We start from the raw sequence: 15,205 nt of genomic DNA, 5'->3' as shown, positions 1-15,205 counted from the left end.
CCTGACGGCGACGATCGACGCCAACGGCGTGCTGACGGTCACCACCGTCAACGAGTACGCATCCTCGACCCTCGGCTCAACTGCCGCCGGCGGTACGGTCGGCGGGACGCTCACCGGCGTGCTGGCCTTTACCACCGCGCAGCCACCGATTCAGGATCCCGTCGCGCAGACCGCGCGCTCCGGCCTGGTCAGTCAGTTCAACAACATCCTGGCGCAGATCGACACGACCTCGCAGGACTCGTCCTTCAACGGCGTCAACCTGCTCAACGGCGACACGCTGAAGCTGGTCTTCAACGAGAACGGCAGCTCGACGCTCGGCATCAACGGCGTGGTGTTCAACGCGGCCGGCCTGGGTCTCAGCAATCTCGTTCCGGGCACGGACTTCATCGACAACGGTGCCACCAACAAGGTGCTGGCCAGCCTGAATGCCGCCTCGAGCACGTTGCGCTCCGAGGGTTCTTCGCTCGGTTCGAATCTGTCGATCGTGCAGGTGCGTCAGGACTTCTCCAAGAACCTGATCAACGTTCTGCAGACCGGCTCGGCCAACCTGACGCTGGCCGATACCAACGAGGAAGCGGCGAACAGCCAGGCGCTGTCGACCCGCCAGTCCATCGCGGTCTCCGCGCTGTCGCTGGCCAACCAGTCGCAACAGAGCGTGCTGCAGCTGCTCCGCTAATTTCGCGGCGCAGGTCGCTCATCGATTTCGCGGCGGGGCTAACGCTCCGCCGTTCATTTTACTGAGATCGCTAAGGCAGGATTAGCTGAGATCGACGCGCACCACGCGCGACGTGTTTACAGCGTGCACATGCGCGTCTAGCTTCACGATGACGAAGAACTCCGAGACCCGTAATAATCCGGAGTGCTTCCAAGCACACATGTAAGCAAATCTTAAGCGGTGCTGCCTAGGGTCAGGAAAGAAATCCTTAAGCGCGTTCAACGCGCTAGGTAACCTCCAGGGTGTGATTGATGTCGAATTCCGCTGCCTCGGCCTACGCGCGTGTTGCAACGACCACCGCATCTCCTCGCGACATCGAAGCGCAGACCCTGCTCAAGGCCGCGAACAAGCTTCAGGATGCGATCAACAGCGCCGAGCCGTTCAGCGAGCAGACCACGCAGGCCCTGATGTTCAATCGCAAGCTCTGGACGATTTTCCTGAGCGAGGCCATGCGCGAGAACAATCCGCAGCCGATCGACGTCCGGCAGAAGATCGCCAACATCAGCGTGTTCGTGCTGAGCCAGACCGCCGCGCTGCAGATGAGCCCGCAGTTCGATCACTTCCGTCCGCTGATCGAGATCAACCGCAATATCGCCGCTGGTCTCTCCGGCCGTCCGTGATCGAGCACGGCTCGTTCCGCTTCGGCAACACCAAATCCACGCTGACGGATACCGGCAAGACGCAGATCAGGAACGTCGTCACCGGTCCCGCGACCGGTTCGAGCGATCTGGATGTTGCCGTTGCGAGGCTCGACGCCTGATGGTCAGGCGCTGCGGTCCGTGCTGGCCGGACGCGAGGGCTCGGATTTCAAATCCTGCGCATGGAAATAGGCCCGCCGGCGCAGCATTGCTTCGTCGGGGAACTGGTTGACCACCGCGTCGGTCCTGTCGTTGACGACCTGGAAGACGAACGACGCCGCCGCCTGGTCGAACACGACCTGGCGTGAGACGTTCTCGCTGCTTCGCAAATCATTACGTGCAGGCGCGCTCGCCTCGCCAGCGGCCACTGTCTGGCTCACGGGCAGATCGGTTTGCACGGCCTCGTTCGCCGCCGCATTGGACGTCGTTACGATCTGCACGGCGACCGGTATCCCCACCGGCCTGATGCTGAAATCTGTACTCATGGCAGCCTCCTGGTTGCCTCACGTGAGTCAAATCCCAACCCCTCTCAATACGCAACCATGGAACACCAGGATTGAACACCCGGTAAGGAAACGTGCCTAACCGCGCGACGATGTTGCCGCGCGGTTTTTCGTAAAATTGTCGTTTGTTGTTGCGCGCGTTCAGAGCGAGCGGCTGACCGCGAGCGGCGTGATGTGGCGTGGGCCCGGCGTGGCGCGGCGTCCCGCGGCCGTGTAGGTGTTCGGCACGTTGCGCTTCTGGATCTCGGCGTTGACACCGCGCACGACGCTCTCCGAGACGGCGTGAGCGGTTGCGAGCACGGTGAGATTGACCTGGAGCATCGCGCGGAATGCATCGTGGTGCCGATGAAGCGTCGAGAGCAGCTCGGGCGCGGATTTGGCGAGCTGCGCCTGGTTCGCCTTCAACTGGGTGACGGCGCCGACATAGTTTCGCGACAGCTCCTGCTTCTTGCTCTCGAGGGTCATCGCCTCGCGGACCTGGCCGGCACGTACCAGCTCGGTCTCGCGCTCGATCAGGCCGAGCAGCGCACTCATCGCATCCATCAGCTGCTCGGCGATCTTGCGCGCCTCGGCGCTGCCGGGTGCGGTGTTCGGGCGCTGCGCTTGCACCGGCTGACGCGAGGCGTTGAAGTGGTTCATCTCGGTTGACCTTATGCCGTGCGGATCGTTTTTGCCTGCTGCATGATCAGGGTGCGATAGACGTCGGTGGCGATGCCGACGCCGCCGGCGTTGGCGAAATTCTTGGAATATTGCTCGGTCAGCATCGAGCGCCACACGCCGGTGCCAGGGGTGTCGCCGAACGGGCCTTCGCCCTTCAAACCCGAGGTCATCTGCGAGAACATGCTGTTGAGGAACATCGCCTCGAAGTCGGTGGCGATCTTCTGCGCCTTGGCCTGCTGCTTCGGCGGGACCTTTTGCAGTGCCGCGGCGAGATCGAAGTCCGGCCGGCCGTTGCGGCTCTCCACCGAGAAGGCGGAGCTGGCGACCCGTGCGGTGTTGACCATGTCGGTCTGCATCACATCACCTCGATGTCGGCTTCGATCGCACCGGCGGCCTTGATCGCCTGCAGGATGCTGATGAGATCGCGCGGGCCGATGCCGAGACCGTTGAGGCCGTCGACGAGCTGCTGAAGCGAGACGCCGTCCTTGACCACGGCGAACTTCTTGCCGTCCTCGGTGACGCTGACGCTGCTGCGTGGCGCGACCACGGTCCGCCCCCGCGACAGCGGGTTGGGCTGGCTGACCTGCGGGCTCTCGGAGATCGTGACGGTGAGGTTGCCCTGTGCGACCGCAACGGTGGCGACGCGGACGTCGCGGCCCATCACGATGATGCCGCTGCGTTCGTCGATGATGATCTTGGCGGCGAGATCCGGATCGACCTGGAGCTGCTCGATCTCGGTGAGAAACGCGACCACGTTGCCCTTGAACTCCGGCGGGATCGCAAGCTGCACGGTCGATGGGTCGATCGGCTCGGCGGTCTTGACGCCGAGATAGTCGTTGATCGCGGCGGCGATCCGCTTGGCCGTGGTGAAGTCGGCATTGCGCAGCGCAAGCCGAACGTTCGGCAGGCGATTGAGCGCGAACTCGATCTCGCGCTCGATGATGGCACCGTTGACAATGCGTCCGACCGTCGGCACGCCACGCACGATTTTCGCCGCCTCGCCCTCGGCCTGGAAGCCGGAGATCGCGAGTGAGCCCTGTGCGACCGAATAGACGTTGCCGTCGGCGCCGAGGAGTGGGGTGACGAGCAGGGTGCCGCCCTGGAGATTCTTGGCGTCGCCGAGCGCGGAGACGGTGACGTCCATGCGCGTGCCCTGGGTGGCGAAGGCCGGCAGATTGCCTGTCACCATCACGGCGGCGACGTTGCCGGTGCGGATGGTGGCGCCCCGGATGTTGACGCCCATGCGCTCGAGCATCGCTTGCAGCGACTGCTTGGTGAAGGGGATGTTGTTGAGGGTGTCGCCGGTGCCGTTGAGACCGACGACGAGGCCGTAGCCGATGAGCTGGTTCTGCCGCACGCCTTCGATGTTGGCGAGATCCTTGATGCGCGATGTCGCGCTTGCAGAATTGACCGAGAGCACCAGCGCTGACAGCGCGGCGCAGGCCACCCCCACAAGTCTCACCCAACGAACGCTTGGCATCCTCTGCTCCCCGAGGCTCCTCAAATCAAAGGACCATCACGACACTCCCATGACGAGCTGGTCCGACGCTGTCCTTGCGAGCGCTGTGCCAACTCGGGGCAGCGGGGGTAGGTCGCTGAATAGGTTGAATAAATCTGTTTCGAGCGACCTCAGCCGGTGTTGTCCCTGAGGAGCGAAACTGCCGCCCGTCGGCAGATTTTGCCGGGCTGTTTACGGGCCGTTAACCATAAAACGGCGAATGTGGCGCATCGATCACCCGGATTGCTTCCGATGCGCATCTACGGACCGAACGGCACCATGCTTGGAACGCCGGCCAGCCAGGCCAGGCGGACGAGCTCCGGCGGCTTCGTGCTACCCGACACCTCGTCGGCGCCGGAGACGCGAGGCGCCGCCGCACCGAAGGCGGCCGCCAACATCGACGGGCTGCTGGCGCTGCAAGGCATCGAAGAGGATCCGATCGAGCGTCGCAAGCGCTCGGTCGTGCGCGGAAAGACCGCGCTCGACGTGCTCGACGATCTCAAGATGGGACTTCTCTCCGGCAAGCTCGACGCCTCGACCGTGATGCGGCTGCGTGACGCTGCGGCGAACCTGAAATCGTCCTCCGGCGACTCCGGCCTGGATTCGGTGCTGTCGGAGATCGAGCTGCGAGTCGAGGTCGAGCTCGCCAAGGCCGGGCAGGCATAGCGTCCTACGCCGCTTCATCCTTCAACTGCGCGTCGTAGCGGCGCTGGGCGGCGAGCACGTCTTTCAGATTCTGTTCGGCCCAATCGCGCAGCGGATCGACGGCTGCGGCGAGCGTCACGCCGAGCTGCGTGATCGAGTATTCCACGGTCACCGGCACGGTTGCGATGGCGTGACGCTTGATCAATCCGTCGCGCTCGAGCGACTTGAGAACCTGGCTCAGCATCTTCTGCGAAATGCCTTCGATCGTGCGGCGCAACTGATTGAAGCGCATCGGCTCCTCGCGCAGCAGCAGCAGGATCAGCACCGCCCATTTGTCACCGACGCGGTCGAGGATCTGTCGCGTGGGGCAGTTCGCTGCATAGACGTCTGGCTTCATCGTCGGGTCCTCACGATCCATTCCGCTCATTTGCCGGCCGCCGCCGGTTACTCCTGCGTAATCAGGTAAGCACAAAGTGCTCTCTTAACACCAGCGCTCTTTGCGATATCTAGTCACCATTGGTTACTACAGAAGCAAAGGAGCCTTCCATGAAAATCGCAGTTGCCGGCGCCTCGGGCCGGGCCGGGTCGGAGATCACGAAAGAACTGTCCCGCCGCGGCCACACGGTTACGGCCATCGCCCGCAACCCCGAGAAGATCGCGACCCTGCCGAACGTCACGCCCACCAAGGGGGACGTGCTCGACCAGTCAGACCTTGCCAAGTTGTGGGCCGGGCACGACGCCGCCGTGAGTTCCGTACACTTCCTGGCCAGCGACGCGCTCAAGCTGATCGGCGCGGCCAAGGACTCGAAGGTTGGTCGTTACCTCGTCGTCGGCGGAGCCGGTAGCCTGGAGGTCGCTCCGGGCGTCAAACTGGTGACAACTCCCGAGTTTCCGCCTCAGTACAAGGCTGAGGCGGAGGCGGGTTCGGCCTTTCTCGACCTGCTGCGGCAGGAAAAGGCGCTGAACTGGACTTTCATCTCGCCGTCGGCCCTGTTCATCGAGGGGGAGCGCACCGGCAAGTTCCGGCTTGGCACCGATCAGCTTCTCGCAGATGCGAACGGCAAAAGCTGGATCACCTTCGCGGATTACGCCATCGCCCTCGCCGACGAGATCGAGCGGCCGGCCCATGAGAGGCAACGTTTCACGGTCGGCTACTAGGCCTACGGCCGCTCCCGGGCCCTTCAGGATAAACCTTTCCTGTGCAAGGGCTTGGGGGCGCCGGTCGGGCTATCAGGGAAACATTGTCTGTCACAGGAGGCCGCTATATAACGCCCCGCTCAGCGGACCCCGTTCCGCGTACGAGTCGTTGCTTAGACAGATAGGCCGCCCTTGGAAAAGTTGAAAAACTACCGACCGACCGAAAAAGAGCCTTTCATGAACGACAGGCAGAAGGAGTACTTCCGCTTGAAGCTCCTTGCCTGGAAGGATGAGATCCTCAAAGAGTCCAAGCTCACCCTGCAAGCCCTGCAGGAGGAGAACGTGAACCACCCCGATCTCGCCGATCGGGCATCGTCCGAAACCGACCGCGCCATCGAACTCCGTGCCCGCGACCGCCAGCGCAAGTTGATCGCCAAGATCGACGCCGCGCTCCAGCGTATCGAGGACAACACCTACGGCTATTGCGAGGACACCGGCGAGCCGATCTCGTTGAAGCGGCTCGAGGCCCGTCCCATCGCGACGCTCTCGGTGGAGGCGCAGGAGCGCCACGAGAAACGCGAGAAGGTCTATCGCGACGAATAGAGTCCGAGCCGCAGCGATGCGGCTCTTTGTTTTTGAACGCAAGGTGCGCCTTTTCGCGCCGTGATCAGCATTTTGCCTGTCGCTTGCAACCGCGCGTTCGACGCGCGAGCGCAATCACGAAAAGTGAATCGCGATCAATGGGCTAGACTCAACTCCTCCGAGCTCACGTGAGTTCGGATGAGAAACAGCCTTCACTTCAGGTGCGGGAGGTTTTGCGAGTCGCATCAAGGACATCGACTCGAATGCTGAGGCACTGATCCAGCAGCTTCATGCGTTGCTGCAATCAGGCCTGGTGCGACGCTGCAGGGTGCGCAGCCCCATAAAGCCCGGACCAGCTCAATATTTCCTTAAACGCCGGCGCCGCCCGTGAGGCTTGCCGTGATGTGGCCGGCCAGCCTCCGCGTCTCATCCAGCTTGGGCCGGCAATGACGTGCTGCCGCGCGGCCCCCTGCGCTTGTCACGCCCCGGCGGGGATGCTGAAGTGCCGCCCTCGATTGTGGTGTGTAGGAGCGGGCGCCGATGGACAGAATTCTCGCAGCCGCAAAGGCGATCGCGCTGGCGCGCCGCAACCATGCGCCGCTCGCGGCGCTCGAAGTTCCTCCCGCCGATGAAGCCGAGGGCTATCAGGTCCAGCGCGCGCTGCACGATCTGCTGCTGCCGCATGCCGGCCCGCTCGTCGGCTACAAGATCGGCTGCACCAGCCAGGTGATGCAGGATTACATCGGCATTCCACACCCCTGCGGGGGCGGCGTGTTCCAGAAGGGCGTGCACGACAGCGGCGTGCGGCTCGCGGCTGCCGACTATGTCCGCGTCGGTGTCGAATGCGAGATCGCGGTGCGGCTGAAGCGCAATCTCGCCGCCGGCGAGGCGCCATTCACGGCCGAATGGGTCGGCGAAGCCGTCGAGGCCTATCATCCCGCGATCGAGATCGTCGACGACCGCTATGTGAAGTGGGAAACGATGGGCGCGCCGACGCTGATCGCCGACGATTTCTTCGCCGCCGGCTGCGTGCTGGGCGGGGTCGTGCCGCGCTCGTCGGTGCCGGACCTGAAGGCGGTCAAAGGCCGCGCCATCGTCAACGGCGAAGAGGTGAGCCACGGCACCGGCGCCGACGTGCTCGGCCATCCCCACAACGCACTCGCCTGGCTCGCCAACCATCTCGCCGCCGAGGGCAAGGGTCTGCACGCGGGCCAGCTCGTTCTCACCGGGAGCCTGGTGAAGACGCTGTGGCTGAAGGCTGGCGACAAGGTTCGGATGGAGCTGGACGGGCTGGGGACGGTGGAGGCGGAGTTTACGTGATCTCTCCGCGTCATTGCGAGCGGAGCGAAGCAATCCAGAGTCCCTCCGCGCGGAAGGCAATCCAGAATCCGTGCCGCGGAAATAGTTGGATTGCTTCGCTTCGCTCGCAATGACAGATTGCTTCGCTTCGCTCGCAATGACGGAGGTTGGGCAGCTGTGCCGATACGATCGCGCATCTGGCCAGCTGTACGCAGCGGCACCATTGCCAAAATACATGCGGCCCTCGCCAGGGGAGCTAGCGAGGGCCGCGTTGTACATCGTCGTCCGCGCCTAGGTTCGCGAACACGATGTGGGAGCTCGGGAGAAGCTTAGAAGGGCAGCAGCACATCCATGACTTGCTGGCCGTAGCGCGGTTGCTGCACGTCCATGATCTGGCCGCGGCCGCCGTAGGCGATGCGGGCCTGCGCGATCTTGGTGGAATCGATGGTGTTGTCGCTCTGGATGTCTTCGGGACGGACGATGCCGGCGACGATGAGCTCGCGGATTTCGTAGTTGACGCGGATTTCCTGCTTGCCTTCGACCACGAGGTTGCCGTTGGGCAGGACCTGGGTGACGACGGCCGCGACGTTGGTCTGCAACGCTTCCTTGCGGTCCACGCTTCCTTTGCCCTCGCTGGACGCGGTCGAGTCGGCGGTGAGGATACGGCCGGGCAACACCTTCTGCGCTTGGGCGCCCAATGTCTTGGCGCCGATGAAGTCGGTGATCCCGGAATCTTCCTTGTTGGTGCGGCTGCGCTGGGTGTCGTTTTCGATATTGGCCTTGTCGGTGATGTTCACGGCCACCGTCAGGAGATCGCCGACCTGATGGGCGCGCTGGTCCTTGAAGAAGGCACGGCTGCCGTTCCGCCACAGCGAGTTCGGATTGTAGGAGGCGACTTCCGGCTTCGGCATCGGCATCTGCACCGGCTTGTAACCGGGCTGCGTCGTCGGATTGTCGATCGCCGACAATTTCGGCTGCTCGCCGATCTGCGACAAACGGTCGATCGATGAGCAGCCGCTCGCCAGCGCGCAAGTCGCCAGCAGCAGGGCAGAGATCGCGATGCGACGGGGACGAAAAGCCGAACTGAACCTGGACATGACTTACTCTGACTTGGCTGGAGCTTGCGAGACGCGAACTTGCGGGATCTGGGCTTGCGCGATCTGGGCCGGGGATGCCGGGGTCTGGACCAGGTTCCGGACAAGGGCTGCGGTATCGACGGGGGCGGGCGCCTCGTCGCGCTTGAGCGAGGAGGTCTGCTCGACCGCCGCCGTCATCGGCGCGGCTTGGCTGGCGCCCTGGACCGTCACCTGGCCGCGGCCGGTGACGACGCCGCTCAGCGTGCGCTTGGTCTGCAGGTTGAGCACGCTGATGGTGTCACCCTCGGCGCCGCTCTCGATCGCCTTGCCGCGCGTGGTGAGATAGATCCCGGGGACCTGATAGATGACGGTGACGTTCTGGTCGCGCTGCACGAAGTCTGGCTTGACGATGTCGGCGACACGGATCGGCGTCCCCGCCCGCATCGGCCGGCGGAGCTGCATGCCGAGCGTGCGATCGCGCGAGGCGGCCTCACCCGTGACCTCGGCCTTCGGTCGGCGCTCCACGGCGACGTCGGAGGCCTTCAGGAGATCGACACGATCGATGTCGCGCGTCAGCACGGCCACTTCCACCGTTTCGATCGCGGTACCGGTGAAACGCAGCTTGGTCGGTGCCGGATTGTTGTCGTTGTTGATCTCGAAGGCGATGTCGAAACGGCCGCTGCGGGCGTCGTAGCGGGTTGCGACTGGCTGCAGCACGCCGGTGTTGGAGGCATCCAACCGCATGTCGGCGATGCCGCGGTCGAACGTGACGGTGATGTTGGCGGCATCGCCAAGTCCAAAGCGGCGCTCGAGCGCCGTGGCGACCGCGGTTTCGAGGTCCTTGTTCACGAGCGTGCGGGCGAGACGGGTGACCTGGACCTCCCTGATGTCGCCGGTCATCACGCCGATTACCTGCTTTGCGCGCAACACCGCCAGCACTTGCGCGACCGGCAGCGCACCGGTGGTGCCGAGATCGGGCGAGCGGTAGAGCGGGATCAGCGCGGCCGAGCCGGCATTGTCGATGAGATCGCCGACCCGCACCACGTCCGAGGTCACGGTGATGCTCGCGCGCAGCGTCGGCGTCGCGATGAAATCGTCGGCGGCCCGTGCGGGCAGCGCCAGCACGAGGAGAGCGGAGATCGTGGCGAGGGTGGTCCGGATCATCGTCATCACCTCAGCGGAACAACGCCGTGGTCGACTGCATCATCTGATCGGCGGCGCTGATCACCTTGGCGTTCATCTCGTAGGCGCGCTGGGCGGCGATCAGGTCGCTCATTTCCGAGACGACGTCGACATTGGCCTGCTCGAGGCTGCTCTGGGTGATGTTGCCGAAACCTTCGGAGCTCGCGGTACCGTCCTGCGGCGGGCCGGAGGAGGGCGTCTCGGTGAACTGATTGTTGCCGACCGGCTGGAGGCCCGCCTTGTTGATGAATCGGGTCAGGCCGATCTGGCCCTGGACGGCCGAGGTCGACGAACCCGGCAGCGTCACCGAGACCTGGCCCTGCACGTTGATGGTGAGGCCCGAGGCGTTGTTCGGGATCGTGATCGTCGGTTGCACCGGGTTGCCCTGCGCGGTGACGATGCGCCCCTGATTGTCCATCTGGAAGGTGCCGTCGCGAGTGTACTGGTAGCTGCCGTCGGGCATCAGTATCTTGAAGAAGCCTTCGCCCGTGATGGCCATGTCGAGGTCGTTGCCGGTCTGCGACAGCGTGCCCTGGGTCATGCTGCGCGGGGTGCCGACGGTCTTGACGCCGCCGCCAATATCGACGCCGACCGGCAGAATCGTGCCCTGGTCGGATGACTGGGCGCCGACCCGGCGGACGTGCTCGTAGATCAGGTCCTGGAACGCCGCGGTCTGCTTCTTGAAGCCGGTGGTGCGCAGGTTCGCGATGTTGTTGGAGATCACCTGAACGTTGAGTTCCTGTGCCGCCATTCCGGTTGCTGCGGTGTGAAGCGCCTGCATGTCAGTTCTCCCTCAATCAGGCCGGAACGTCGGCGAGCTTCTCGATCGCCGATTTGTGCATGTCACTCTGCTGCTGGAGCAGGTTGGCGATGGCGGTGTAGCTGCGCATGACTTCGACCATGCGGCTCATCTCACCGACCGAGTTCACGTTCGACTTCTCGACATAGCCCTGCTGCACGGTCGACTTGCTGTCAGCCTGCGGGACCGCGGAGCCGATGTTGTAAAGGTTGGCGCCGAGCTTGGTCAGCTTGGCCGGATCGTCGAACGAGGCCATGCGGATCTTGCCGCGGATCGAGTCGTTCTTGGCCGTGCCCTCGAGCACCGTGACGGTGCCGTCCGGCGCGACGTTGATGTCGTGATCGGTCGGCTGGAAGGTGATCGGGCCGCCGGTGCCCAGCACGAGGGTGCCGTCGGAGGTGACGAGCTGGCCGGTGCTGTTGAGCGAGAATTTACCGTCTCGGGTGTAGCGCTCGGCGCCATTGGCCTGCACGGCGAAATAGGCATTGCCGCTGATCGCCATGTCGAGCGGATTCTTGGTCGGCTCCATCGGCCCCTGGCCGACGTCGCGGAAGGTGCCGCGGTCCTGCACATAGGAGACCCGGCGGTCGGAGCCGACGAAATTGTCCTCACGCGCGTTCGAGTTGAGGTACTCCTCGAACAACGAATGGTCGGCCTTGAAGCCGTTGGTGTTGGCGTTGGCGACGTTGTTGGCGATGACATCCATCTGCCGTTCCAACGTCATCTGTCGTGACAAGCCGATCAGAAGCGCGTTCTGCATCGGAAATCTCCCCTGAGTGAGATCCGCCAGCTCGCTCTCCCAAGCGCATTGGCCGATCCCGTGAACGAGACCTCGGGTTCTCCCAAACCTTGGGTCTCGATCCTTTCTCAGCGAAACTCGTGCCAATCCGAAAAATATCGTAATTTCAGTGACTTGTCTATTTTTCGAGGGCGCGGGGAGGCGGCAGAAACGGTCTGTTAGCCATGTTTGCCCGGCAGATTTTTCCTAGCGAAGGCCCAATCGAAAGGTTCCGTTAACCATTATTACCGTAGCGTTTGGGCGTAAGAGGAGCACTGCGCTGGGGCATTTGTATCGCGTCACTGTCTGCCAGGAGCTTCGCTCTTTCGACCCCTTTGAGAGATGAGCGAGCGCGGCGATCATGGCAGAGAATGAAGCGGAAGGCGGCGCAGCCGCTGAGGGCGCGCAAGCCGCTCCGCCCAAGAACAAGTTCAAGCTGATGATCATGGCGGTAGGCCTGCTCGCCGTTCTCGGCGGCGGCGCCGCAACCTGGTTCTTCTTTTTCCGCCACGGCGACGACGAGCATCACGCCGAGGCGGCGCCTCCGCCGAAGCCGCCGTCTTTCGTCGAGGTTCCAGACATCATGGTCAACCTCGCCGGCGCGCCGGGCGAGCGTGTGCAATATCTGAAGCTCAAGATCGTGCTGGAGCTGAAGGAAGAGAAGCAGGTCGAGGCGATCAAGCCGACGATGCCGCGCATCACCGACATCTTCCAGACCTATGCGCGCGAGCTGCGCTCCTCCGACCTCAACGGTTCCGCCGGCATCTTCCGCCTCAAGGAAGAGCTGACCAAGCGCGTCAACGCGGCGGTCGCTCCGGTCCAGGTCAGCGCGGTGCTGTTCAAGGAAGTCGTGATCCAGTGAGCATGACGGGCTAGGGATCATGGCAGGCACCGACCAACCAGACCAGGATGCAATTGCCGCCCAATGGGAGGCCTCGCTCGATTCCGAGGATCCCGCCGAGGCCGCGAAGGCTGCTGCCGAAAACGAACTATCGGAGACCATGGCCCTGCAATGGGCGGCCATGGTCGAGGATGGCAGCCGCGATCTTGGCGCCGGCAAGAATTCCGGCGAACGGGTTCTGTCGCAGGAGGAGATCGACAACCTCCTCGGCTTCGCGGTCGGCGACGTCACGCTCGACGATCATTCCGGCATTCGCGCCATCATCGATTCGGCGATGGTCTCCTACGAGCGTCTGCCGATGCTCGAAATCGTCTTCGACCGCCTGGTGCGGTTGCTGACGACCTCCTTGCGCAATTTCACCTCCGACAACGTCGAAGTCTCGCTCGACCGCATCACCTCGGTGCGCTTCGGCGACTACATGAACTCGATCCCGCTGCCCGCCGTCCTTACTGTCTTCAAGGCCGAAGAGTGGGACAATTTCGGCATGGCCGTGGTCGATTCCAGCCTGATCTACTCGATGATCGACGTGCTGCTCGGCGGCCGCCGCGGCTCGAGCCAGCTGCGCATCGAGGGCCGGCCCTACACCACGATCGAGACTGAGTTGGTCAAGCGGCTGGTCGAAGTCGTCATGGCCGATGCCGAACAGGCGTTCAGGCCGCTGTCGCCGGTGACCTTCACCATCGACCGGCTCGAGACCAACCCGCGTTTCGCCGCGATCAGCCGTCCTGCCAACGCCGCGATCCTGGTGCGCCTGCGCATCGACATGGAAGATCGCGGCGGCAACATCGAGCTCCTGCTGCCTTACGCGACCATCGAGCCGATCCGGGGCGTCCTGCTCCAGATGTTCATGGGCGAAAAGTTCGGCCGCGACCAGATCTGGGAAGGTCATTTCGCCACCGAGATCGTCCAGGCCGAGATCTCCGTCGACGCCGTGCTCTACGAAGCCGACATCCCACTCAAGCAGCTGATGCGGCTCAAGGTCGGCGACACGCTGCCGCTGGACATGCGCGCGGATGCCAACGTCACCGTTCGCTGCGGCGACGTCACCATCACCGAAGGACGCATGGGCCGGGTCGGCGACCGCGTCGCGATACGGGTGACGAAACCCTTGCGCAAGCCAAGTACGACACTTGCGATGTTCGAAAAGGTCGACGAGCAGAACAAGATGATGGAGGCCCCATGAACCACTCCCTAGGAATGGCGATCGAGACGCTGGTGGCTATCCTGCTGATGCTGACCATCGTCTACTGCGTCACGCTCAACAAGCGACTGACGCGGCTGAAGGCGGACGAGCATTCGCTGAAGGCGGTCATCGGCGAGCTGATCACCGCAACCGAGATCGCCGAGCGCGCGATCGGCGGGCTGAAGCTCGCCGTGCGCGACGTCAACGAGAACCTCGGCAGCCAGCTTGCGTCGGCGACCCAGATGTCCGAGCAGCTCTACAAGCAACTCGGCGAAGCCGACAATGTGGTGCGGCGGCTGTCCAAGATCGCAATCGCCGCGCGCCCCGTGACGAACCCGGAAATGCTCGCCGCGCCCGCAGCCAAGCCCTCGTCGGCGAAGGCGGTGGCGGCTGCGGCCGAAGCCTTCTCCGAACGCCGACGATCCAACGGTCTTGCCGCATAAAGTCAGGGTATGAAGTCTTTTCGCAACATCCGCGTCATTCCGATCGTGCTGGTTGCCGTCGCTGGCCTCGCCACGCTGAAGGTCACGGGTCTTGTGATCAATGGCGGCTATGTCTTCGACTACAAGCAGAGCCCGACCAAGAAGTCCTGGGCGCAAGAGAATTTGAACTTCCCGGCCAGCCGCGAAGATCCCGATATCACCGGCTCGACCCATGGCGCGCCGAAGGAGGCGCCGAAGCCGGCCGCACCGGACACCAAGTCCGAAGGCGCGGCGGTCAAGGAGGAAGCCCAGCCGCAGATCTCCGCCTCGGAGCGCGCGATCCTGGAACGCCTGCAGTCGCGCCGCCAGGAGATCGAGGCCCGCCAGCGCGAGATCGACATCCGCGAGAGCCTGTTGAAATCCGCCGAAAAGCGCATCGAAAACAAGGTCGAGGAGATGAAGGCGGTAGAAACCCGTATCTCCGCGACGCAGGCCGAGCAGAAGGCCGCCGAAGCCCAGCGCATGAAGGGCCTCGTGACCATGTATGAGGGCATGAAACCCAAGGACGCCGCGCGAGTCTTTGACCGGCTCGAGATGGGCGTGCTGATCGAGATCGCCTCGCAGATCGCGCCACGAAAAATGTCAGACATCATGGGATTGATGTCCCCGGAGGCCGCCGAGCGGCTGACGGTCGAGATGGCCCGCCGGGCCAATGGCGGCGGCGATCAGTCCGCTTCGGCCGGCGAGCTGCCCAAGATCGACGGCAAGCCGACGCAAAAGCCGAATTGAGGGCTCATACTTAAGAAGTCCTTAATTGCCAAAATCTACAGTCTGGGGCAGGGGCCGGCAGCAATGCCGGCGTGGACCGTCGAACCGGAAGAAATGCCGCCAATGGCGCGAGAGGCTGCCGCTGGATTTGTGTCGCGAGCCCGCGCCCTGGCGCGGAGGCTGTCGCGTCATGTCCGCGCGGCGCCGCTGCTGGCAGCGAGCCTGCTGATCGGCTTCACGACGCCTGTCCGGGCGGCCGATGCGATCCGGGGCGAGGCGACTTTCTCGGCCGGCGGCGGCTTTGCCCGTCTCGTGATCAAGCTCGGAGAGGACGTCCCCTCCGAGGTGACGACGGCCGGCTCCATTCTCGTCATCCGCTTCGACCGGGCGGTCGACGTGCCCGTCGACCGCGTCCCGGA

At 63.8% G+C, this 15,205-nt stretch carries 21 protein-coding genes; 12 read left to right on the top strand and 9 right to left on the bottom strand.

Annotation, left to right across the window (positions count from 1 at the left end):
* The 3 genes from IVB47_RS02045 to IVB47_RS02035 all read left to right on the top strand — a co-directional run.
* Positions 1–676 (top strand): flagellin (locus IVB47_RS02045; protein ID WP_253075185.1); only part of this gene is annotated, 676 nt, incomplete at its 5' end.
* Between the two features lie 290 nt (positions 677–966).
* Positions 967–1,335, top strand: a complete 369-nt coding sequence (flaF, locus tag IVB47_RS02040) for a flagellar biosynthesis regulator FlaF (protein ID WP_007612319.1) — start codon at positions 967–969, stop codon at positions 1,333–1,335.
* Entirely contained in the window at positions 1,332–1,475 is a 144-nt protein-coding gene (locus tag IVB47_RS02035) for a hypothetical protein (RefSeq protein WP_155809706.1), read from the top strand. Before flaF ends, IVB47_RS02035 begins: the two co-directional genes overlap by 4 nt.
* Before the next feature lie 3 nt (positions 1,476–1,478).
* Here IVB47_RS02035 and IVB47_RS02030 read toward each other — a convergent pair whose 3' ends face one another.
* From IVB47_RS02030 to IVB47_RS02015, 4 genes are all read right to left on the bottom strand, one after another.
* Complete coding sequence (locus tag IVB47_RS02030; RefSeq protein ID WP_027567591.1) at positions 1,479–1,838, bottom strand: hypothetical protein; 360 nt, start codon at positions 1,836–1,838, stop codon at positions 1,479–1,481.
* Positions 1,839–1,997: 159 nt separating this feature from the next.
* Positions 1,998–2,495 (bottom strand): hypothetical protein, encoded by a 498-nt coding sequence (locus IVB47_RS02025; RefSeq protein ID WP_027518929.1) that lies wholly within the window; start codon positions 2,493–2,495, stop codon positions 1,998–2,000.
* An 11-nt stretch (positions 2,496–2,506) separates the two neighbouring features.
* Positions 2,507–2,872 (bottom strand): flagellar assembly peptidoglycan hydrolase FlgJ, encoded by a 366-nt coding sequence (flgJ, locus tag IVB47_RS02020; RefSeq protein ID WP_247459523.1) that lies wholly within the window; start codon positions 2,870–2,872, stop codon positions 2,507–2,509.
* Positions 2,872–3,996, bottom strand: a complete 1,125-nt coding sequence (locus IVB47_RS02015; protein ID WP_007602120.1) for a flagellar basal body P-ring protein FlgI — start codon at positions 3,994–3,996, stop codon at positions 2,872–2,874. The genes flgJ and IVB47_RS02015 overlap by 1 nt, the downstream gene beginning before the upstream one ends.
* Before the next feature lie 270 nt (positions 3,997–4,266).
* Here IVB47_RS02015 and IVB47_RS02010 point away from each other — a divergent pair, with 270 nt between their 5' ends.
* Positions 4,267–4,680 (top strand): flagellar assembly protein FliX, encoded by a 414-nt coding sequence (locus tag IVB47_RS02010; RefSeq protein WP_247287347.1) that lies wholly within the window; start codon positions 4,267–4,269, stop codon positions 4,678–4,680.
* Positions 4,681–4,684: 4 nt separating this feature from the next.
* On the opposite strand, the gene IVB47_RS02005 is transcribed toward IVB47_RS02010, so the two are convergent.
* A complete protein-coding gene (locus IVB47_RS02005; RefSeq protein ID WP_027518927.1) occupies positions 4,685–5,056 on the bottom strand; it encodes a helix-turn-helix domain-containing protein in 372 nt (123 codons plus the stop codon).
* 149 nt (positions 5,057–5,205) lie between these two features.
* Here IVB47_RS02005 and IVB47_RS02000 point away from each other — a divergent pair, with 149 nt between their 5' ends.
* The 3 genes from IVB47_RS02000 (at position 5,206) to IVB47_RS01990 (ending at position 7,698) form a co-directional block, all read left to right on the top strand.
* Positions 5,206–5,817 (top strand): NAD(P)-dependent oxidoreductase, encoded by a 612-nt coding sequence (locus IVB47_RS02000; RefSeq protein ID WP_247459521.1) that lies wholly within the window; start codon positions 5,206–5,208, stop codon positions 5,815–5,817.
* Positions 5,818–6,033: 216 nt separating this feature from the next.
* Entirely contained in the window at positions 6,034–6,399 is a 366-nt protein-coding gene (gene dksA, locus IVB47_RS01995; RefSeq protein WP_008554760.1) for an RNA polymerase-binding protein DksA, read from the top strand.
* Positions 6,400–6,918: 519 nt separating this feature from the next.
* Entirely contained in the window at positions 6,919–7,698 is a 780-nt protein-coding gene (locus IVB47_RS01990) for a fumarylacetoacetate hydrolase family protein (RefSeq protein WP_247459518.1), read from the top strand.
* A 308-nt stretch (positions 7,699–8,006) separates the two neighbouring features.
* Here IVB47_RS01990 and flgH read toward each other — a convergent pair whose 3' ends face one another.
* From flgH to flgF, 4 genes are read right to left on the bottom strand one after another with little or no spacing between them, the layout of a single operon-like run.
* Positions 8,007–8,774, bottom strand: a complete 768-nt coding sequence (gene flgH, locus IVB47_RS01985) for a flagellar basal body L-ring protein FlgH (protein WP_027567596.1) — start codon at positions 8,772–8,774, stop codon at positions 8,007–8,009.
* Positions 8,775–8,777: 3 nt separating this feature from the next.
* On the bottom strand, positions 8,778–9,917 hold the full coding sequence (flgA, locus tag IVB47_RS01980; protein ID WP_247459516.1) for a flagellar basal body P-ring formation chaperone FlgA: 1,140 nt from the start codon (positions 9,915–9,917) through the stop codon (positions 8,778–8,780).
* 10 nt (positions 9,918–9,927) lie between these two features.
* Entirely contained in the window at positions 9,928–10,716 is a 789-nt protein-coding gene (gene flgG, locus IVB47_RS01975; RefSeq protein ID WP_007602131.1) for a flagellar basal-body rod protein FlgG, read from the bottom strand.
* 16 nt (positions 10,717–10,732) lie between these two features.
* A complete protein-coding gene (flgF, locus tag IVB47_RS01970) occupies positions 10,733–11,494 on the bottom strand; it encodes a flagellar basal-body rod protein FlgF (protein WP_247459514.1) in 762 nt (253 codons plus the stop codon).
* Positions 11,495–11,873: 379 nt separating this feature from the next.
* Between flgF and fliL the strand changes: the two genes are divergently transcribed.
* From fliL to IVB47_RS01945, 5 genes are all read left to right on the top strand, one after another.
* On the top strand, positions 11,874–12,374 hold the full coding sequence (gene fliL / locus IVB47_RS01965) for a flagellar basal body-associated protein FliL (protein WP_247287339.1): 501 nt from the start codon (positions 11,874–11,876) through the stop codon (positions 12,372–12,374).
* Between the two features lie 19 nt (positions 12,375–12,393).
* Entirely contained in the window at positions 12,394–13,596 is a 1,203-nt protein-coding gene (gene fliM / locus IVB47_RS01960) for a flagellar motor switch protein FliM (RefSeq protein WP_027567600.1), read from the top strand.
* On the top strand, positions 13,593–14,039 hold the full coding sequence (locus tag IVB47_RS01955; protein ID WP_027567601.1) for a DUF6468 domain-containing protein: 447 nt from the start codon (positions 13,593–13,595) through the stop codon (positions 14,037–14,039). Before fliM ends, IVB47_RS01955 begins: the two co-directional genes overlap by 4 nt.
* Positions 14,040–14,048: 9 nt before the next feature.
* Positions 14,049–14,807 carry a flagellar protein FlbB gene (locus IVB47_RS01950; RefSeq protein WP_027567602.1) on the top strand — a complete coding sequence of 253 codons (759 nt, stop codon included), beginning with the start codon at positions 14,049–14,051 and terminating at the stop codon, positions 14,805–14,807.
* Positions 14,808–14,909: 102 nt separating this feature from the next.
* Positions 14,910–15,205 (top strand): hypothetical protein (locus IVB47_RS01945; RefSeq protein WP_247459512.1); only part of this gene is annotated, 296 nt, incomplete at its 3' end.

Origin of the sequence: Bradyrhizobium sp. 62 (assembly GCF_023073035.1) — a bacterium.
Lineage (GTDB): Bacteria > Pseudomonadota > Alphaproteobacteria > Rhizobiales > Xanthobacteraceae > Bradyrhizobium.
Note: the sequence above shows the minus strand (reverse complement) of the source record. Positions and strands in the feature narration are given on the sequence as shown.